Source organism: Streptomyces sp. NPDC004752 (genome assembly GCF_053601275.1).
On the sequence record NZ_JBSGBN010000047.1, the window covers coordinates 7,153 to 27,213 of the forward strand.

Annotated in this window: 13 protein-coding genes and 3 pseudogenes; 5 read left to right on the plus strand and 11 right to left on the minus strand. The window is 71.6% G+C overall.

The genetic code is table 11. The features are described from left to right. Nucleotides 1-99: 99 nt before the first annotated feature. A complete protein-coding gene (locus tag ACWEKM_RS20655) occupies nucleotides 100-1,122 on the minus strand; it encodes a DUF2510 domain-containing protein (RefSeq protein WP_451622641.1) in 1,023 nt (340 codons plus the stop codon). A 764-nt stretch (nucleotides 1,123-1,886) separates the two neighbouring features. Here ACWEKM_RS20655 and ACWEKM_RS20660 point away from each other — a divergent pair. Continuing rightward, nucleotides 1,887-4,571 (plus strand): ATP-binding protein, encoded by a 2,685-nt coding sequence (locus ACWEKM_RS20660; protein WP_451622642.1) that lies wholly within the window; start codon nucleotides 1,887-1,889, stop codon nucleotides 4,569-4,571. 64 nt (nucleotides 4,572-4,635) lie between these two features. On the opposite strand, the pseudogene ACWEKM_RS20665 reads toward ACWEKM_RS20660, so the two are convergent. The 3 genes and pseudogenes from ACWEKM_RS20665 to ACWEKM_RS20675 form a co-directional block, all read right to left on the minus strand. Continuing rightward, nucleotides 4,636-5,039 (minus strand): annotated as a pseudogene (locus ACWEKM_RS20665) (4-carboxymuconolactone decarboxylase); the annotation flags it as partial. 34 nt (nucleotides 5,040-5,073) lie between these two features. Then, nucleotides 5,074-5,646 (minus strand): annotated as a pseudogene (locus ACWEKM_RS20670) (hypothetical protein); the annotation flags it as partial. 59 nt (nucleotides 5,647-5,705) lie between these two features. Then, complete coding sequence (locus ACWEKM_RS20675; RefSeq protein ID WP_451622643.1) at nucleotides 5,706-6,776, minus strand: ATP-dependent DNA ligase; 1,071 nt, start codon at nucleotides 6,774-6,776, stop codon at nucleotides 5,706-5,708. Nucleotides 6,777-6,865: 89 nt separating this feature from the next. Here ACWEKM_RS20675 and ligD point away from each other — a divergent pair, with 89 nt between their 5' ends. Further along, entirely contained in the window at nucleotides 6,866-7,891 is a 1,026-nt protein-coding gene (gene ligD, locus ACWEKM_RS20680; protein WP_451622644.1) for a non-homologous end-joining DNA ligase, read from the plus strand. Nucleotides 7,892-8,033: 142 nt separating this feature from the next. Here the strand turns inward: ligD and ACWEKM_RS20685 are convergent, their stop codons facing one another. After that, nucleotides 8,034-10,229 carry an OmpL47-type beta-barrel domain-containing protein gene (locus tag ACWEKM_RS20685; protein ID WP_451622645.1) on the minus strand — a complete coding sequence of 732 codons (2,196 nt, stop codon included), beginning with the start codon at nucleotides 10,227-10,229 and terminating at the stop codon, nucleotides 8,034-8,036. Then, entirely contained in the window at nucleotides 10,226-12,712 is a 2,487-nt protein-coding gene (locus tag ACWEKM_RS20690; protein ID WP_451622646.1) for a ThuA domain-containing protein, read from the minus strand. Before ACWEKM_RS20690 ends, ACWEKM_RS20685 begins: the two co-directional genes overlap by 4 nt. A 198-nt stretch (nucleotides 12,713-12,910) precedes the next feature. Here ACWEKM_RS20690 and ACWEKM_RS20695 point away from each other — a divergent pair, with 198 nt between their 5' ends. Next, entirely contained in the window at nucleotides 12,911-13,963 is a 1,053-nt protein-coding gene (locus tag ACWEKM_RS20695) for a multicopper oxidase domain-containing protein (protein ID WP_451622647.1), read from the plus strand. Nucleotides 13,964-14,079: 116 nt separating this feature from the next. On the opposite strand, the gene ACWEKM_RS20700 is transcribed toward ACWEKM_RS20695, so the two are convergent. After that, a complete protein-coding gene (locus ACWEKM_RS20700) occupies nucleotides 14,080-14,871 on the minus strand; it encodes a VOC family protein (RefSeq protein WP_451622648.1) in 792 nt (263 codons plus the stop codon). Between the two features lie 268 nt (nucleotides 14,872-15,139). Here ACWEKM_RS20700 and ACWEKM_RS20705 point away from each other — a divergent pair, with 268 nt between their 5' ends. Both ACWEKM_RS20705 and ACWEKM_RS20710 read left to right on the plus strand, forming a co-directional pair. Further along, nucleotides 15,140-15,385, plus strand: coding sequence for a WhiB family transcriptional regulator (locus ACWEKM_RS20705; RefSeq protein WP_451622649.1), 246 nt, complete (start codon nucleotides 15,140-15,142; stop codon nucleotides 15,383-15,385). 117 nt (nucleotides 15,386-15,502) lie between these two features. Continuing rightward, nucleotides 15,503-15,994 (plus strand): peptidylprolyl isomerase, encoded by a 492-nt coding sequence (locus ACWEKM_RS20710; protein ID WP_451622650.1) that lies wholly within the window; start codon nucleotides 15,503-15,505, stop codon nucleotides 15,992-15,994. A gap of 134 nt (nucleotides 15,995-16,128) precedes the next feature. On the opposite strand, the gene ACWEKM_RS20715 is transcribed toward ACWEKM_RS20710, so the two are convergent. The 4 genes and pseudogenes from ACWEKM_RS20715 to ACWEKM_RS20730 all read right to left on the minus strand — a co-directional run bounded on the left by ACWEKM_RS20715 (nucleotide 16,129) and on the right by ACWEKM_RS20730 (nucleotide 20,026). Then, nucleotides 16,129-17,106 (minus strand): acyl-ACP desaturase, encoded by a 978-nt coding sequence (locus ACWEKM_RS20715; RefSeq protein WP_451622651.1) that lies wholly within the window; start codon nucleotides 17,104-17,106, stop codon nucleotides 16,129-16,131. Between the two features lie 226 nt (nucleotides 17,107-17,332). Next, nucleotides 17,333-17,494 (minus strand): annotated as a pseudogene (locus ACWEKM_RS20720) (N(G),N(G)-dimethylarginine dimethylaminohydrolase); the annotation flags it as partial. A 182-nt stretch (nucleotides 17,495-17,676) separates the two neighbouring features. Further along, complete coding sequence (locus ACWEKM_RS20725) at nucleotides 17,677-19,314, minus strand: ABC-F family ATP-binding cassette domain-containing protein (RefSeq protein WP_451622652.1); 1,638 nt, start codon at nucleotides 19,312-19,314, stop codon at nucleotides 17,677-17,679. A 298-nt stretch (nucleotides 19,315-19,612) separates the two neighbouring features. Further along, nucleotides 19,613-20,026: an SsgA family sporulation/cell division regulator gene (locus tag ACWEKM_RS20730; RefSeq protein WP_451622653.1), complete on the minus strand. Its 414-nt coding sequence runs from the start codon at nucleotides 20,024-20,026 to the stop codon at nucleotides 19,613-19,615. Between the last annotated feature and the right edge of the window lie 35 nt (nucleotides 20,027-20,061).

Sequence of the window (20,061 nt, forward strand, 5' to 3'; positions counted from 1 at the left end):
GCGTGCGCATCGGGGGGGGGGCCCCCCCGGCGCGCGGCGCGGCCCCCCCCCCGCCCGACCCACCCGGATGACCCGTGCGACGGCGCGGTCGCGGACGGTTCAGACGTTCTGTCCGTCGCCGCTGCCCGACGACACCTTGATGCCCTGGGTGATTTCGTCGATCACCGACACACTCTGCTCGGCGTCGACGTCGACGCCGAAGCGGATCACCACCATCTGCCGGGTGCCGGCCGGGGAGGGGAAGGCGAGCGACTCGACATAGCCGTCGGCGCCCTTGCTGGTGACCGCCTTCCAGCGGACCAGGTAGCCCTGCTGCCCGGCCACGGTGACCGCCTTGGCGGCCAGCACCTCGTGCGAGGTGATGCCGCCGTAGGTCTTGCCTCCGTACGACTCCTGCGCGTTGGCCGCGATGTCCGCCTTGGCGACCTCCTCGGCCGTGCTCCCCTTGGTGCCCAGCGCCTGCGTCGGCGCCGAGTAGGCACCGCCCTGGGTGCACGTCTGCGAGGTGTCGCCCGGACACTTGTAGGAGTGGTCGGACGTCACCTGCGCGCCCGCGCTGAACGCCTGCCCGGTCCAGCCGTCCGGTACCGGCAAACTGATCCCGTTGACCGGGTCCGACACCGTGCCGCCGCCCTCGACCTTCGGCGCCTCGGACTCGCCGGGCGCCGGCGAGTCGCCGGACCCGCCCGAACCGCCCGAGCCCCCCGAGTCACCGGATCCGCCGCCCGAGCCGCCGCCCGGCCCGCCGAAGGGACCGCCCGGCCCGCCGCTCTGCCCCTCGGTACCGTTCTGTCTGCCCGGTCCCTGCTGGGAGTCGACCCGGTTGCCGCCGGAGCCGCTGTCGGACAGCGCGTACACGCCGATCCCGATGCCCGCGAGCACCGCCGCCGCCACACCGACCGCGATCCCGGTGCGCAGACCCCGCCGGGCGCCGGCCGGCGGCTGCGCGGGGAAGGGCGGATAGGGCCCGGCCGGATGCGTCGGGGGACCCCATACTGTGGCCGACCCGGTGGGGCGGGTCTGGTCCGTCCAGGCCCTGCCGTCCCACCAGCGCTCGGTGGGCGGACCGTCATTCGTCTGCCCGGGGTCGGGGTACCACCCGGGAGGAGTCACCTGCGTCATGACCCCACCGTATGAGGCATGGGTGAAAGCCGGATGAGAGGCCCCGGAACCGTCGCCACGGCCGGTCGTTTCAGCACCGGCCCGACCGGTGCCCGGGAGCCCGTGCGCGGTCGGGATCCCGAGGACGACGAACGCGTACGCCTCTTCGGCGGGGCCGGGCGGGCCCCACGCGTCAAAGGAGCGCCCCGCCCCGCCCGGCAGCTCGCCCCGGAGCATCCGCATCAGCGGCGGATGACGGCGGCCTCTGGCCGAGGCGACGTCCGAGGTGGCGATCGCTGCCCGAGGCGACGATGCCCGAGGCGTCAACATTCGTGGCGCCCACCGATCGGACGGCGTCCACGGCGGTCCGGGCCGTCAGCCGGGTCGGCGTCGCCAACACGTCCGCCGCGGACGGCTCCGCCGCGCCGGTCACATGGAACAGCTCCGTCTCGGTCGGCGCGGGCGTGGGCGCGCGTGGGACGGCTATGTCGCCTGCCGGTCCGGCAGCGGTCCGCAGACCCGTCCGCGGGCCGGCGGAGCGCCAGGAGGTGCGCGATCCACGAAGATCCGCTTCTTTTGAAGGCATCACGAGGATCCGCTTCATTTGAAGGCCCGTTGACCCTCCGTTCGCTCGACACCGGCGTGTCGGGGCCGGGGCGCGTCGTCCGCCCGCGATCCGGTTCACCCGTCACGGCAACAGCTGCCCGGACCCTCCTCCGCACAACCCGTCGGACGGCTACGCTCGGGGTCTGTACGTCGTTCGGGCGACTTGGGGAGGTAACGGGATGACGGAGGGACGGCGGCCACGCGCGGCCGCCTCGGCTTCCCTGTGGGAGCGCGACGCGGAGATCGCCACCGTCACGCAGGCGCTCGACGTCCTGTGCGCCGACCAGTCGTCCACGGGAAACCTGCTGGTCTTCCAGGGCGAGGCGGGACTCGGCAAGACCCGGCTCCTGGCCGAGACCCGGCGCGTCGCCGAGCGCCGCGGCTGCACGGTGTGGTCCACCCGCGGCGGCGAGACACTGCGGTCCGTCCCGTTCAATGTGGTAAGGCAACTGCTCCAGCCCGCCCTGGTGTCGCTGATGCCCGAGGAGGCACGCGAGTACCTCGGCGAGTGGTACGACATCGCGGGCCCGGCCCTCGGCGTAGCGGACCCCGGGGAGGGGCACGCGGACCCGCAGGGCGTGTGCGACGGGCTCGTCGCCGCGGTCGGCCGACTGGCCGAACGGGAGTGGCCGCTGGTGCTGCTGATCGACGACGCCCACTGGGCCGACCAGGAGACCCTGCGCTGGCTGGCCGCCTTCGCGGAGCGCCTGCACGACCTGTCCGTGCTGGTCCTGGTCGCCCGCAGGCCCGGCGAGGTGAGCGGCGAGAGCGCCCGGCACCTCGACGCGGTCGCCGCCGCCGCGGGCAGCCCCGTCACCAGCCTCAGCGCCCTCACCCCGGACGCCACGGCCGGACTGACCCGCGCCACCCTCGGCCCGCACGCGGACGCCCCGTTCTGCCGCGAGGTCTGGGCGGTCACCGGCGGCAACCCGTACGAGACCGTGGAACTGCTCGCCAAGGTCCAGGACAGCGAACTCGACCCGGTCGAGGCGCACGCCGGGGAACTGCGCCCGCTCAACCGCTCCGCCCGCGGCGGCGGACTCGTCGCCCGGCTGGAGGGCCTCGGGATCGACGCCACCCGGTTCGCCTGGGCCGCCGCCATTCTCGGTACCGGCATCACCGTGGACCTGGTCGCCCAACTCGCCACCATGAGCGTCGAAGTGGCGGAGCACTGCGCCGAACTGCTGTGCACCGCCCGCATCCTCACCCGGCCGGATCCGGCGCACACCCGCCCGGACGAGGGCGAGCTGGACTTCGTCCACCCGCTGATCGCCTCCGCGGTCTACAACTCCATCCCGGAAGCGCTGTGCACCGCCATGCACGGCATCGCCGCCCAGGTCGTCACCGACTCGGGGCGCGGTGCCGCCGCGGCCTCCCGGCATCTGCTCCAGGTGCACCCGGACGACGACGAGGAACTCGTCGAGCAGTTGCGCGAGGCCGCCCGCGAACACCTCGCCGTCGGCGCGCCCGACGCGGCCCGGCGCTGTCTGGAGCGTGCCCTGCTGGAGCCACCGCTGCCCGCGGCCCATGCCCGGGTGCTCTACGAACTGGGCTGCGCCACCCTGCTGACGGCGCCCGCCACCACCATCGACCATCTGCAGAGCGCCCTCGGCATGCGCGGCCTCGACGGTGACACCCGCGTCGACGCCGTCATCCGCCTCTCCCAAGCGCTCCTCCACAACGACCAGTTGGAGGAGGCCGTGCGCACCGTCGAGGCCGAGGCGGCACGCCACGAACCGGGACCCGTCCGGATGCGCTTGCAGGCCGTGCACTTCATGTGGGAGGGCATCCACGGCGAGGCCGCGGCGCCGGGCCGCTCCCAGCGGCTCGCCGACCTCGCCCGGACCTGCACCGGCCGCGACAACTCCGAACGGGCCCTGCTGATCCTGCGCGGATTCGACGCGATGACGCACGGCGAGAGCGCCGAGGAGGTCGTCGAGCTGTGCGATCGGGCCCTGGTCAACGGCCGTCTGGCGCCGGGACTCGGCTGGACCGACACCGAGTGGGGCATCGAACTGCTGATGATGCTGGGCAGTGCGTACGCCTACGCCGACCGCCTCGACCGTGCCGAGAGCCTGTTCGCCGAGGCGCTGCGCTCCTACACCACCGCGCGCTGGAGCGGCGGCCACCTCTCCCTGGCGAACGCGTATCTCGGTCTCGCCTACCGCAGACAGGGCCGGCTGAAGGACGCGGAGACCATCCTGCGCGACTCGCTGGAACTGGCCGAGCGGGTCGGCCGACGGCTGCCCCTGCACTGGTCGGCGAGCTGCGGACTCGTCGACACACTGCTGGCCCGCGGCCGGGTCGAGGAGGCCTGGACGGTCGCCGAGCAGTACGGTTTCGCGCCGCCCTATCCGTCGACCATCGTGCTGCCCGACACCCGCTCCGTGCGCGGCCGTCTGCTGCTCGCCGTCGGCCGCACCGAGGAGGGCATCAACGAACTGGAGGCCGCCGAGAAGGCCGCCGCCTCCCGCGGCGGCCACAACCCGGTGCTCGCCACCTGGGCCGTCGACCTGGCCAGGGCGCTCGCCGTGACGGACCCGGCCCGCGCCGCCCAACTGGTCACCGACGCCCGTCGGCAGGCCGAGCGGTTCGGCACGGACACGGCGATAGGCGAGGCTCTGCGGTGTGCGGCGGCGCTGGAGACCGGGCAGCGCGCGGTGCGTCTGGCCGCCCAGGCCGTGGCGTATCTGGAGGCATCGCCCTGCCAGTACGAGCATGCGGCGGCCCGTATCGACTACGGCATCGCGGTCCGTTCGGCCGCCGAACTCAACCGGGGCCTGTCACTGGCGCGTTCATGCGGCGCGGACGGACTGGTGGCACGGGCCGAGGAGGCACTGGAGACGGCGAGCGTGCCCCACTGACCGTGCCGGCGGCGCCGACGGGGGCTGCCCCCGCCGACGGGTGCCGCCCTCGCCGATGGGCACGCAGATGCGTCCGCAGCGCGGTCGGCATGGCCCGCGGGCACTGGGCGGGCGCCAGACGCTCGGCCCCGGGGATCTCGACGAGCGCGGCGCCGACGCACCGCGTCCGCGATCTCCCGCAGATGGGCGGGCGGGGTCGCGGGGGCCTCTCGGCCCGTGATCAGCAGCGTGCGCACGGAGATCCCCGTCGGCCGGTCCCGCAGGTCGAACGCGGCGAGAGCGTCGCAGCAGGCGGCGTATGCTGCCGGGTCGGCGTCCCGCTGGCCCCGGAGCAGCCGCGGCACGGTGAGACTCCGCGTGAAACGGAGGGCCCCGGCGTTCTCCGCCAGCCGCTGAACGCCCTCCCGGCGGACCCGCTCGGCCCGCTCCCGGCCAGGGACCGGCGCCGTCGAAGTGGGCGGAGGAGCAGCGCGGCGCGGACCGAGTGCCACGGTTCCGCGCGTCGGGCGCCGGGCGCCGGCGAGCGTCGGCCCGCTGCCTTCAACCCGAAGGCGGTCGGCACGGCATGTTGGGCCGACGTGCGTCCCGGTATCGGTGCGTCGCGGTGCTCGGCGGCCGGCCGATCAGAGCCCGCTCCGTCCGGGCGAGGTCGGCTGGCACAGGCACAGGCACAGGCACAGGCAAGGCATCGGCACCGGCAAGGCATCGGCACAGGCACCGGCAAGGCATCGGCACAGGCACCGGCACCGGCAAGGCACCGGCACCGGCGCCAGGGCCCGCACGGCGACCGGCGTCGTCGCCGTGTCCAGGATGCCCTGGCTGGTGGCGCGCCCCGGTGGACGTACGGCCCGTACTCCTCGCCGACCGCCGCGGTCGACTCGGCGAGGGGAACACCGGGTTCCCGCCGCCCCGGGCGCGGTCGGCGAGGGCACAGGTCGAAGCGGGCGGTCCCGGCGGCCACGGTCACCGCCCGCGCGGCCTCGGCCGGAGCGAGCCCCAGCCTGGCCTGGGCGCAGGCCAGCGCGGCCTCCGCATCCCCTGCCCGATGGTTCGGCCCCTGCCCGATGGTTTCGATCGGGCGCGTCGGCCACGCCGGTCGGCCGAGCCGCCCCTCGGACGGGCGCGCGCCGTGCGTCAGTCCTGTGGGCCGAGGATCTCCGCGAGGTCGTAGCCCACCGGTTCCTCCAGCTGGGCGTAGGTGCAGCTCTCGGCGGTGCGATCCGGGCGCCAGCGGCGGAAGCGGGCGGTGTGCCGGAAGCGGGCCCCGTTCTCCATGTGGTCGTACGCCACCTCCGCCACCCGCTCCGGCCGCAGCGGCACCCAGGACAGGTCCTTCCTGCCCGACCAACGGCTCGGTGCCCCGGGCAGCCGGGCCGTCTCGTGCGCGGACTCCTCGGACCAGGCCGCCCACGGGTGTCCGGCCACATCCGTCATCCGCAGCGGCTCCAGTTCCTCGACCAGCTCCGCGCGCCGCTTCATCGAAAACGCGGCGGACACGCCCACGTGCTGGAGCGTGCCGCGGTCGTCGTACAGGCCCAGCAGCAGCGAACCCACCACCGGGCCGCTCTTGTGAAAGCGGTAGCCGGCCACCACGACATCCGCTGTGCGCTCGTGCTTGATCTTGAACATCGCCCGCTCGTCCTGCCGGTAACGCCCGGCCGGGGGCTTGGCGATGACACCGTCCAGGCCCGCGCCCTCGTACTGCTCGAACCAGCGCCGCGCCACGTCGATGTCCGTGGTCGCAGGCGCCAGGTGCACGGGCGCCGTCGTGCCGGACAGCGCCCGCACCAGGAGCGCCCGCCGGTCCGTCAGCGGCACGTCCAGCAGCGACTCGTCGTCCAGCGCCAGCAGATCGAAGGCGACGAACGAGGCGGGCGTCCGCTCGGCGAGCATGCGCACCCGGGAGTCGGCCGGGTGGATGCGCTCGGTCAGCGCGTCGAAGTCCAGTCGGCCGTTCAGGGCGATCACGATCTCCCCGTCCAGCACGCACCGCTTGGGCACCCGCTCCTTGAGCGCCGCCACCAGTTCGGGAAAATACCTGGTCAGCGGCTTGCCGGTGCGGCTGCCCAGCTCCATCTCGGGACCGTCGCGAAACACGATGGCACGAAAACCGTCCCACTTCGCCTCGTAGTGCATGTCCGGCGGGATGCCCGCCACCGCCTTGGCGAGCATCGGCTTCACGGGCGGCATGACCGGCAGCTCCATGGTCCGATTCTGCGCGTGTGCGTGGCATCGCGCATACGCCGGGTGCGTCCCGGTGTGCGAGGTGTGCGCGCTACGCCTACCGTGGCCGCATGGGTGACGCGGTGGAACTGGAGGCGGGCGGCCGGACGGTACGGCTGTCCAGCCCGGACAAGGTCTTCTTCCCGGAGCGCGGTTTCACCAAGCTGGACCTCGCCCAGTACTACCTGGCGGTCGGCCCCGGCATCCTGCGCACCCTGCGCGACCGCCCCACCACCCTGGAGCGCTACCCCGAGGGAGTGACCGGCGAGTCCTTCTTCCAGAAGCGGGCGCCCAGGAACATGCCCGACTGGATCCCGACCGCTCACATCACCTTCCCCAGCGGTCGCAGCGCCGACGAGATGTGTCCCACCGAGGAGGCCGCCGTCGTGTGGGCGGCGCAGTTCGGCACGCTCACCTTCCACCCCTGGCCGGTGCGCCGCGACGACGTCGACCGGCCCGACGAACTGCGCATCGACCTCGACCCGCAGCCCGGCACCGACTTCGCCGACGCCGTCCGCGCCGCCCACGAACTACGCGCGGTCCTCGACGAGTTCGGCGGACTGCGGGGCTGGCCCAAGACCTCCGGCGGACGCGGACTGCATGTCTTCGTACCGATCGAACCGCGCTGGACCTTCACTCAGGTACGGCGCGCGGCCATCGCCGTGGGACGCGAACTGGAACGCCGGATGCCGGACCGGGTGACGATCAAGTGGTGGAAGGAGGAGCGCGGCGAGCGCATCTTCGTCGACTACAACCAGACCGCACGCGACCGCACCATCGCCTCCGCCTACTCCGTGCGCCCCCGCCCCTACGCCCCGGTCTCGGCCCCGCTGCGCTGGTCCGAGGTGGACGAGGTCCAGCCTCTGGACTTCGACCTCGCGACCATGCCCGCGCGCTTCGCCGAACTGGGCGATGTGCACGCGGACATGGACGACCACGCCTTCTCCCTGGACGCCCTGCTCGACCTGGCGCGCCGGGACGAGCACGAGCACGGCCTGGGGGACCTGCCGTACCCGCCCGAGTACCCGAAGATGCCGGGGGAGCCCAAGCGGGTGCAGCCGAGCCGGGCGCGCAAGGAGAAGCCGGCCGGGTCCTGACGGCCGGCCGGCTCCTGTACCGCGTGGCTCCCGTGCCGCATGGTTCCTGTGCCGCGTGGCTCCCGTGCCGCGCGGTTCCTGTGCCGCATGGTTCCCGTGTCGCGTGGCTCCTGTCTGCGCTGTTCCCCGGTACTCCGCCGCCCTACAGGTCCTTGATCCGGATGTCCCGGTAGGAGATCACATCCGTCGTGCTGTGCACCTGCAGTCCGACGTAGCCGGAGGCGAACCGCCGTCCGTCGGTGCCCGGGTCGTCCGAGCGGGGCGGGGAGAAGTCCTGGCCGCCGATGTTGTCGAACTCGTTGATCAGCACGCCGTTGCGGTAGACGGAGTAGTGCTGGTCGACCACGCGGATCTCGTAGTCGTTCCAGGTGCCCTTCTGCGTCACCCCGGCGCCGGCCAGCCCGACCCGGTCGAAGCCGTAGACCGAGCCGGTCTTGTACATGTCGCCGTCGGGCCGGTCGAGCACCTGCACCTCGTGCCCGAACTTGATGGCGACCCACTCCGGCCGTGACTCCTCCGGATGGTCGTGGACCTGCGGGAAGCGCACGAACACACCGGAGTTGGCGTTGCCTGTGCCCGGAGCGTCGTCACGCCACTGGAGCCGCAGCGAGAAGTCGCCGTACTTGCGCTGCGGATACCACAGCATGCCCAGGCCGTCCTTGCTGGTGCCGCTGGTGATCGACCCGTCGCCGTTCAGCGCGAACGAACCGCCGCCCACGTGGTCCCACTTGGCGAAGGTACCGGCGGTGCCGTCCAGGATCGTGCGGTAGCCCGTGGTCTGGCCCGGCTTGCCGATGTCGGACTGGCGGGCGGCCTTCTGGATGGCGTTGTACTCGCGCTGGTCGATCACCCCTTCCTTGCGGAGCCGGTCCAGGACCGTCCTGACATGCTTGAGGAACAGCGCCTGGGACGTCCACTCCTTCTCGTCCTCGATCAACTCGTTGACGCGGCACCGGTTGTTGGTGACCCGGTTCGGCACGCCCGTGTCGACCGTGCCCACGATCACCGTCAACCGCTCGTCGTACTCGGGGCAGTTGGGCGCGGGCACGCCGCCGCCTGCGACGACCGTGAAGCTGACGGTCCGCGGCTCGGAGGTGTTGCCGGCCTTGTCGCTCGCCCGGTACGTCACGGTGCGCGCACCGGCCCGGTCCACCACCACGGGGGTGGTGTACGCCAGATAGGGCCCGCCGTCGAGCGAGTACTCGATGCCGGCCACCCCGGAACCGCCCTCGTCCGTGGCGGTCACGGTCACCTTGGCGTTGCCCACGTACGCCCCGTCCGAGTTCCGCGTGCCGTCGACGCTCACGCCGGTGACCGGCGCGGTGGTGTCCTGCGGCGGCGCGGAGACCACGGTGAACTCCACGCTTCTGTCGGCGGACACATTGCCCGCCTTGTCCGTGGCCCGGTAGCGGACGGTGTGGGAGCCGGTCTGATGCACCATCACCGGTCCGCTGTACGGCTGCCAGGCGCCCGCGTCGACCGCGTACTCGATGGTGTTGACGCCGGTCCCGGTGTCCGAGGCGGAGACCGTGACCGTCGCCATGTCGATATAGGAACCGTCGGCGGTGTGTTCACCGCTGACCGTCGCCGAGGTCTGCGGCGGGGTCGTGTCGTTGGAGGGCGGGGCGACGACGGTGAACTCCACGTTCTTCTCCGCGGCCACGTTGCCCGCCTTGTCGGTCGCCCGGTAGCGCACGGTGTGGCCGCCCACCTGGTCGATCACCACGGCGGCGGTGTACGGCTGCCAGGCGCCCTCCTCGCCGATCGCGTACTCGACCCGGTCCACGCCGGAGCCCTCGTCGGTGGCGGCGATCGACACGCTCGCCGAACCGACGTACTCGCCCTGCGCGTTGCGGGTGCCGTCGACCCGCGCCGAGGTCTCGGGCGCCGTCGTGTCCGAGCCGCCGCCCTCGGTCACCACCAGGACGCCCTGCATCTGGCCGTGGCCGGGGATGGTGCAGTGGTAGAAGTAGCGGCCCGGGGTCAGGGTGACCTCGGCGGTGTGCCGGCCGCCCTGGTCGTCGAAGGGGTTGGCGAGGATGTTGATCTGGACGTCGTCGTTGTACTCCGGGTCCGTGGTCACGAAGGTCAGCGTGTGCGGCATGCCGGTGGTGTTGCCGGTCGCCGCGCTGTTCTCGAAGACGATCGTGGCCTGCCCAGCGACCGCCGTCTTGGGCGCCGAGCGGTATGCGGTGATGTCGTCGCCCGCCGTCCAGGTGAGCACCTGCTCGGCCGCCGCCGGGGCGTCGTCGCGCCCGGTGGCGGGGGTCGCCTGGAGTCCGAGCAGGACGAGGACGGCGGCCAGCAGCGCCGTCAGCAGTCTTCGTCGCCGTGTCACTGTGCCCCCCTGGCGAGTTGGTCGGCAGGCGGTGTCGGACCGCCGCCGGTGTAGGTCACCCGCCACAGCGCCGACTTGCCGTCCGAGGTGAAGAAGCCGCGCCCGTAGTCGAGGACGTACAGCGCGCCGTCCGGACCGAACTTCCAGTCCATGAGGTTCTTGATGCCGTCGTTGCCGATCGGCACGATCTTCTTCAGGGACTCCGAGTGCACCGGCAGCCCGCCGTCGCCCTGGGTCCTCGGATCCATCAGCACGGCGTTGCGCGGCTGGTCGGCGTCGTAGAAGTCGCCGATGAACCACTTGCCGTCCCAGTACGCGGGCCACTTCACGGCGCTGTCGCTTCTCGCGTCGTAGCGGTAGACGGGACCGTTCATCGCGGCCTGCCCGCCGCCCTTGAGCCATGGCAGCCGGTAGGTGGCCTCCTCCTTCTTGTACGAGGGGATTCCGTTCGCGTCACGCGGGTAGTCCGGGCCGCCGCCCTGCGGCGAGTACCAGACGTTGTTGCCGGTCACCGGGGGGACGTTGACGAGCCCGTCGTTGTTCGGCGACTCGTTCTTCGGGTGGTCGCAGTCGTACCAGCCCAGCGGCTTCGACGGGTCGGGCAGGTTACGGTCCCGGTAGGGCTGTTTGTTGCCCATGCAGTACGGCCAACCACGGTTGCCCGCCTCGGTGATGACGGCGAACGTGTCGTACTTGGCCGGACCCCAGGTGGTCGACGGCTCGCCCGCGTCCGGGCCGACCCAGCCCGCGTACAGGACGTCCGTCGCCCTGTCGACGAAGATGCGCGCGGGGTTGCGCACCCCCATCACATAGATCTCGCCGCGTGTCTTGCCGCCGCCCTCGTCGGTCTCCTCGCCGGTGAAGAGATTGCCCTCCGGCAGGGTGTACGTCCCGTCTGGCTCCGGGTGGATGCGCAGGATCTTGCCGTTGAGGTTGTTGGTGTTGCCCGCGGTGCGGCGCGCGTCGGCGAAGGACACGCCCTTGTAGCTCGGCTGCGGGTTGTTGCCGGAGTATCCGCCTGTGAACCCGCTGGAGTTGTTGTCGCCGGTCGCGATGTACAGATTGCCCTGGGAGTCCCAGGTCATTCCGCCGCCCGCATGGCAGCAACTGTGCACCTGCACCGGCCACTTGAGCAGAACCTTCTCGCTGCTCAGGTCGAGCTTGTCGGTGGCGAGGTCGAGGGTGAAGCGGGAGACGCGCCGCTCCGCCGTCTGTGTGTCGCGGTCGAGCCGCGAGTGCGGCGTGTAGTGCAGGTACACCCAGCCGTTCTGCTCGAAGCGCGGGTCGAGCTCGATGCCGAGCAGCCCCTCCTCGACCTTCGTCAGCTCGTCGCCGCCGCCCTTGTTGCCGAAGACCGTCAACTCCCCGGCCAGGGTGACCTTCTTGGTCTTCGGGTCGTAGACATGGATCTGCCCCTTGCCCTTGCCCACGTCCGGGTTGTTCCAGTCGGTGATCACCGGCTGCGAGGAGTCCGCGCCGCCGCGGCCGATGTACAGCACCCGGCCGTCGGGCGCGGTGACCAGGCCGTGCGGCTCGCCGATCTGGTCGTTCTGCCCGGCCTGGTTGGGCTGGGTGAGGCGCTCGGCCCGGTAGTTGGCGTTGATGGTCGCCGTGCAGTCGGCCCGGCTGAGCCGCGTCGTCCACAGCAGGGCGCCGCGCAGATGGGCACGGAAGTCGGTCTCGTCGTACGACGAGACGGTGCCGCCCATGCCGGTGTAGAAGGACCGGCCGCCGTCGTAGTCCCGGCACCAACTGACCGGGTGGTCCGCGCCGTTGGCGCTCGCCCCGGGCCGGTACGTCGACTCGCGCACCCGGGCCACCGTGTGCACGTCACCGGACGGGTTCTTCACCCAGTTGAACCACTGGTCCGGCCGCTTCCACTGGAGCGGCAGGTCCTGGGTGGCCGGATGCCGGCGGTCGCCCACCTCGACCGTGGCCCGCTGGACCGCCGCCGGGCTGGAGGCGGCCGGGCGGGCGCCGATCAGACCGGTGAACCAGTCCGAGTACGGCTCGGCGCGGGCCGCGTCATGGATGCCGACGAATCCGCCGCCCGCCTCCATATAGGTCTCAAGCCCGGCCTCCTGGGCGGGATCGAGGACATCGCCGCCGCCGGTCAGGAAGACGACGGAGTTGAAACGGCCGAGCTTTGTCGCGTCGGTGAACACGGCGGCGTCGCCCGTGGCCTCGACGGTGAAGCGCTCTGCCGCCGGGCCGGACAGACCGAGCTTCTCGATCGCCTCGATCCCGGCGTTCACCAGCGGTGACTCGTCCCCGGCGGTCGCGGAGCCATAGAAGAGCAGCACCCTTACGTTCGCGCCGCCCGGCGGCGACTTGATCGACATCGTTGTCAGGGACGGGTCCGGGTCCGGCCGCGCGCTGGCGGCCGGACCCGAGAGCAGTCCGGCCGCGACGACACCCGCGGTCACGGTGGCCGCCCAGGTCCGTCTCCTTCTGCTTCTTGCGCTCAACCCTCGTAAGTGCATGGGCACCTCCTCGGTCACGGCAACAGCGCCAAGAACGCCAAGAAAGCTAGAGCCCTTTGCATGGTTCGCCAATACCTATGGCCGCAATCAAACGAACTTTGTCCTGGCAGTGGATAAACGGCCGAGGGGCGGGTACCGTCGCACAGGTTCATCACAGGTACGCCTCCGCAAAGTCCTTACCAGGGTGGGGAGTTCCGCATGGACAGACGCGCGTTCAACCGGAGGGTGCTGCTGGGTGGCGCGGTGGTCGCGACATCGTTGTCCCTGGCGCCAGAGGCCGTCAGCGCCCTCCCGCCGCCGCGCACCGCACCGGCCGGCGGCGAGGTCAGACACATCAAGCTCTACGCCGAGAAGCTCGCCGACGGGCAGCTGGGCTATGGCTTCGAGAAGGGCAAGGCGACGGTCCCCGGACCGCTCATCGAGCTGAACGAGGGCGACACGCTGCACATCGAGTTCGAGAACACCATGGACGTGACCGCGAGCCTGCACGTCCACGGCCTCGACTACGAGATCTCCAGCGACGGCACCAAGTTGAACAAGAGCGATGTCGAGCCCGGCGGCACCCGCACCTACACCTGGCGCACCCATGCGCCCGGACGCCGGGCGGACGGCACCTGGCGCTCCGGCAGCGCCGGCTACTGGCACTACCACGACCATGTCGTCGGCACCGAGCACGGCACCGGCGGCATCCGCAAGGGCCTGTACGGTCCGGTGATCGTGCGCCGCAAGGGCGACATCCTGCCCGACCGCACGCACACCATCGTCTTCAACGACATGACCATCAACAACCGTCCGCCGCACACCGGACCCGACTTCGAGGCGACGGTCGGCGACCGGGTCGAGTTCGTGATGATCACGCACGGCGAGTACTACCACACCTTCCATATGCACGGTCACCGCTGGGCGGACAACCGCACCGGAATGCTCACCGGCCCCGACGACCCCAGCCAGGTGATCGACAACAAGATCGTGGGCCCTGCCGACTCCTTCGGCTTCCAGGTGCTCGCGGGGGAGGGCGTAGGCGCGGGCGCGTGGATGTACCACTGCCATGTCCAGAGCCACTCGGACATGGGGATGGTGGGCCTGTTCCTGGTCAAGAAGCCGGACGGGACGATTCCCGGATACGAGCCGCACGCATCGCATGCGTCCCACGCGCCGGACGATCCGCACGCGTCGAACTCATCGAAGTCATCGGACTCGTCGAAGTCGTCGGACTCGTCGGACGAGCCCCACGCCGCGCACAAGCACTGAGCGCTCTGCCGGGGGACGTTGATGCGCCGTCGTTCGTCCGCGGCGGCGTCATGGCCGGTCGCGCAGTTCCCCGCGCCCCTGCGGGGCACCCAGAACGCCCCTGGGGCGTGCGCCGCTCACTCCTGTGGGGGCTCGCCGCGGATCACCGCGAAGCGGGCACCCTGGGGGTCGGCGATCCGGGCCATGCGGCCGACGCCGTCCACGGTGGTGGCGGGCATCCGGACCGTGCCGCCCAGGTCCAACGCCTTCGCGACCACCGCGTCCGGGTCCTCGACCCCGAAGTACGGCAGCCAGTACGCTCCGGCCGCCGCCTCCACGGGGTCGTCGGCCAGCGGGACGATCCCGCCGAACATCGCCTCCTCCCCGCCCTCGGCCGGATTGACGCACGTGTACGCGCCGCCGGGAAAGGGCACGGCCGATGTCTCCAGGCCGAGGGTCCGGGAGTAGAACGCGGCGGCCGCCGCGACATCCGGTGTGTACAGCTCGACCCAGCACAGCGAACCGGCCTTGCCCGCCATGCCCATGCCCTTCAGCCGCTCGGGCTGCCAGACCCCGAACGGCACACCCGCGGTGTCGACCAGCACCGCCATGCGGCCCTGCCCCAGCACGTCCATCGGCGGGCAGAACACCCGGCCGTGCGCCCGCTCGGCCGCATCCGCGGTGGCCTGCGCGTCCCCGCTCTGGAAGTACACCGTCCAGGAGGTCGGTCCCTGCTCCGCCGCGATCGGCGCACCGCCGGCGACGGCTGTGCCGTCCAGCTCGAAGAAGCCGTAGCCGCCGGCTTCGGGGCCCGCCGACCGGAACCGCCAGCCGAAGAGACCGCCATAGAAGGCGGCGGTGCCGTCGATGTCGGACGTGGCGACGTCGATCCAGTTCGGAGCGCCGTCGACGAAACGGGTGGTGAGCATCTTCGCCCTCCTCGGAAAGGTCCCGTCCTGTGCACAGCCGAGTCTCGCACCGCCCACTGACAAGCGCCGCCCCAGCGCCGCCGCCCGCCGGACCGACCCGCGGTCACCGAGGGTGACCGTAGGGAATCCCATGGTTCTCCCCGGCTCCCGCGCGCCGCCGTGCGCCACGGCCCCTTTGCGGCGCATCATCGGGGCGGCCGGAGGCCCTGGGCCGGGCGTTGAGCCGACGTTGATCGAACGTTTTTCACCGGACGGCACCATCCTGGCCATGCACTTCGACACGATCACCGCGCCCGACCTCACCTGGCAGCAGGGGGCGTTGTGCGCGCAGACCGGGGCCGATTTCTTCTTCCCCGAGCCCGGCAGCTCCGTACGCGAGGCGAAGCGGATCTGCGACTTGTGCCCGATCCGCTCCGCCTGCCTGGAGTACGCGCTGGACCACGACGAGCGCTTCGGTGTCTGGGGCGGTCTGTCGGAGAAGGAACGGCTGGAGCTGCGGCGTACGTCCCGCTGAACCGGCGCGGGCCGCCACCCCCGCGCCGGCCTCTCTCCGGCTGCCCGGCTTCCTGATCTTTGGCCCTCGGGGACCGTAGTCGCGGGCCGGGTTCCGCCGGGAGATAGATTGATCGCCATGAGTGACAACGTGTACTTCGACATCACGATCGACGAGCAGCCTGCCGGCCGGATCGTGTTCAGGCTCTTCGACGACGTGGTGCCCCGCACCGCCGAGAACTTCCGGCAGCTCGCCACCGGCGAGCCCGGCTTCGGCTACGCCGGATCGGTGTTCCACCGGGTGATACCCGACTTCATGCTGCAGGGCGGTGACTTCACCGAGGGCAACGGCACCGGCGGCAAGAGCATCTACGGCGGCACCTTCGAGGACGAGAACTTCTCCCTCAGGCACGACCGTCCCTACCTGCTGAGCATGGCGAACAGGGGGCCGGACACCAACGGCTCGCAGTTCTTCGTCACCACGGTCGTCACCGACTGGCTGGACGGCAAGCACGTGGTCTTCGGCGAGGTCGTCGAGGGGCAGGAGATCGTGGACAAGGTCGAGGGCCTCGGCAGCCACAACGGCCGGACCCGCGCGACGATCAAGATCGCCGACAGCGGCGTCTGCTGAACTCCGGCCCCCGGCCCCGGCTCCGTCCTGCTGCGGTCATGCGTCGCGGCATGACGCCATAGGACGTGGAGCGCGGGACGCGGCCCGTGGGCAGGGCGCACCGGGAGTTCGGTGCGCCCCCCGGGGGGTGGCCGTCAGACGGTAGCCGCCCGCGCCGCCATGCGGGCCTTGCGCGCGGCCAGCCGCTCGTCGAACCGCGCGGCCTCCGTGTCCAGGCCGTCGATGTACATCCCCAGTTCCTCCTGCGCCCGAAGCCCCTCGGGGCCGAGCCCGTCGATCGCCAGGACCTTCAGGAAGCGCAGGACGGGCTGGAGCACGTCGTCGTGGTGGATGCGCAGGTTGTAGACCTCGCCGATCGCCATCTGGGCGGCGGCGCGCTCGAAGCCGGGGATGCCGTGGCCGGGCATGCGGAAGTTCACGACGACGTCCCGGACGGCCTGCATCGTGAGGTCCGGCGCGATCTCGAAGGCCGCCTTCAGCAGATTGCGGTAGAAGACCATGTGCAGGTTCTCGTCGGTCGCGATCCGGGCCAGCATCCGGTCGCAGACCGGATCGCCCGACTGGCGACCGGTGTTGCGGTGCGAGATTCGGGTCGCCAGCTCCTGGAAGGCGACGTAGGCGATCGAGTGCAGCATCGAGTGCCGGTTGTCGGACTCGAAGCCCTCGCTCATGTGGGCCATCCGGAACTGCTCCAGCTTGTCCGGGTCCACCGCGCGTGAGGCGAGCAGATAGTCGCGCATCACAATGCCGTGCCGCCCCTCCTCGGCCGTCCAGCGGTGCACCCAGGTGCCCCAGGCGCCGTCCCGGCCGAAGAGCGTGGCGATCTCGTGGTGGTAACTGGGCAGGTTGTCCTCGGTCAGCAGGTTCACCACCAGAGCGATCCGGCCGACCTCGGTCACCTTCGACTGCCCTTTGTCCCATGCCTCGCCGTCGTCGAAGACCCCGGGGAAGTTGCGGCCGTCGCTCCACGGCACGTACTCGTGCGGCATCCAGTCCTTGGCGGCCGTCAGATGGCGGTTGAGTTCGCCCTCGACCACTTCCTCCAGCGCGTACAGCAGCCGCGCATCGGTCCACACGGACGGGCTGCCGAGGTGGGGAGAGGTGATCGTCACAGGAACTCCAGGGGGACGCTGAACAGGGGGGAGTTGAACGGCTCGGACCGGCGAGCGGTGCCAGAAACCTACGTGATCGTAGGCTACGAGACCGTAGGTTACGAACCCGTAGGTTAAGCGTGGCGTAAAGAGCGCTGCTCAGGCGCCGTGCACAGGACAAGGCGGGGATACGAAAAGGCCCCGGGAACACCGAGATCCCGGTGTCGGCGGGGTGCCGGGCGGCGGATCAGGCGTACCGCTTCCGCAGCCGCACCGACAGACACATCACACAGCCCTCCGGCTTCTCGAACTCGCCGATGTCCACCGGGACCGCCTCGTGACCGAGGTCGGCCGGCAACTCCCGGGTCTTCGGGGCGTGACGAACACGGAGTCCGGGCAGCCGTCGGCCGGATCCACCTCGATCGTCTCCCCGCCGTGCGCGCGCAGCGTCCCGACGTACGCCTTCCACCGTCGGCGTTCCGCATCCAGCATGCGGCGCGGGTCCGCCGTCATGCGGGTCGGGACGGCGGGGGAAGACCCCCGCCGTCAGACCACGGCCCGCCGGGCCGTTCGGCCGCTCAACCGCCGACGCTAGGCGGGATACCCGACGGCCTCCGGTGTGATTTCTCTCAGTTCGCCGTCCTCCAGGAGCAGCCAGCGGGTGATGCCGGCCGACGTCAGGAACGGCACGTCATGACTGGCCACCAGCAGGGCACCCTCGTACGACTCCAGGGCCGTGGTGAGCTGCCGCGCGCTCGCCATGTCCAGGTTGTTCGTCGGCTCGTCCAGCATGAGGAGCTGGGGTGCGGGCTCCGCCAGCATCAGCGCGGCGAGCGCGGCCCGGAAGCGTTCCCCGCCGGACAGGGTGGCCGCCTTGCGGTCGGCCCGGGCGCCACGGAACAGGAACCGGGCCAGCCGGGCCCGGATCCGGTTGTCGGTGGCGCCCGGCGCATACCGGGCCACGTTCTCGGCGACGGTCCGCTCGCCGTCGAGGACGTCGAGCCGCTGCGGCAGGAAACGCAGCGGGACGTGCGCCGTCGCCTCGCCCGCCACCGGTGCCAGCTCCCCGGCGACGGTGCGCAGCAGCGTCGTCTTGCCCGCGCCGTTGCGGCCGAGCAGCGCGATCCGCTCGGGCCCGCGCACCTCAAGGACGCCGCCGACCCGCGCTCCGTACGTCAGCTCCAGGTTCCGCAGGGTGAGGACGCTCCGGCCCGGCGGGACGGCCGTGTACGGCAGGTCGACGCGGATCTCGTCGTCGTCGCGTACGGCCTCCGCCGCCTCGCCGAGCCGGTCCCTGGCCTCGGCCAGCCGCTCCTCGTGCAGGATGCGGTGCTTGCCCGCCGACTCCTGGGCGGCGCGCCTGCGTGCCCCCATGACGATCTTCGGCTCGCGTTTCTGCTCGAACATTTTCTGCCCGTACCGCTTGCGGCGGGCCAGCTTCACCTGGGCGTCGGCCAACTCGCGCTTCTGCCTGCGCACGTCGGCCTCCGCGACCCGCACCATGCGCTCGGCGGCCTCCTGTTCGGTGGCGAGGGCCTCCTCGTACGCCGAGAAGCCGCCGCCGTACCAGATGACCCGCCCGGCGCGCAGATCGGCGATCTGGTCGACCAGGTCGAGCAGTTCGCGGTCGTGGCTGACCACGACCAGCACGCCCGGCCAGGACGCGACGGCCGCGTACAGCCGTCGGCGCGCGTACAGGTCGAGGTTGTTGGTGGGTTCGTCGAGCAGCAGCGCGTCCGGGCGGCGCAGCAGCAGCGCGGCCAGCCGCAGCAGCACCGACTCGCCGCCGGAGACCTCGCCGACGGTCCGGTCGAGTCCGATGTGGCCGAGGCCGAGTGCGCCCAGGGTGGCGAGGGCGCGCTCCTCGACGTCCCAGTCGTCGCCGAGCGCCTCGAAGTGCTCCTCGGCCGCGTCGCCCGCCTCGATGGCGTGCAGCGCGGCCCGCCGGGCGGCGATGCCGAGGGTCTCGTCGACGCGGAGCGCGGTGTCGAGGGTGACGTTCTGCGGGAGGTAGCCGATCTCGCCCGTCACCCGGACGGTGCCGGCGGACGGGGTCAGCTCGCCGGCGATCAGCTTCAACAGGGTCGACTTCCCTGATCCGTTGACGCCGACGAGGCCGGTCCGGCCGGGGCCGAAGGCGAGGTCGAGGCCGTCGAGGACGGGGGTGCCGTCGGGCCAGGCGAAGGACAGGGAGGTGCAGGTGACGGAATGGCTGGGGGAAGCGGACACGGGGCCTCGCGGTTGCTTGGTGCGGTCAGGGCAAACGCGTATCGAGGCACCGCGGGGCGGCAACCGGGGTGACCGGGGCCATGGAAGAGCCCTGTGCCGGAGGACGGCTCGGACGCCGAGGTCGCACGCAACGCCCACACCTCTCAGGTGTGCGACGCGGTGACTCAGGACCTCAGACGAGCAACGTCCTTCTCCAATCGACGGCAACAGGACCACCGGAAACGCTACGAGGGGGGTCGGTGGCTGTCAACGCGATTAATCCGCTGAAGCGCCGTCGCGCGGCGTGGCGCGGCGGCCGTCAGGCGTCCCGTATCAGCTCGGCCAGGTCGTGGTCCAGGTCGAGTTGCAGGTGCTCAAGGCCGAGCGGCACCAGATCGCTCGTGGCCGTGAGGAACCGGCGTATCTCGGCGGAGTGGACGTGCACGACGGCCGTGCCCTCGGGGGCGTGGAACTCCAGGACGGTCCGCTCGTACCCGTACGGGCGCACGCGCACGTCGCCGTGTCCCTGCGGGCCGTGCAGGCCGTCCGCGAGGAGGTCGCGGGCGAACGTCCAGCAGACCTCCACCCCCTCCAGGGTGGCCGGGGCGGGGAAGGTCATGCGGATGGCGAACGGGTCGCGCCGGTCGTAGCGCAGCGTGGCGGGAATGCTGGGCATGCGCGGGGCTGCGGCGACGAGACGGGCCTCTACGGGCTGCTCGATGACGATGGACAACGCCTTGCTCCCTCGTGACGGCTGGACGAACGTCC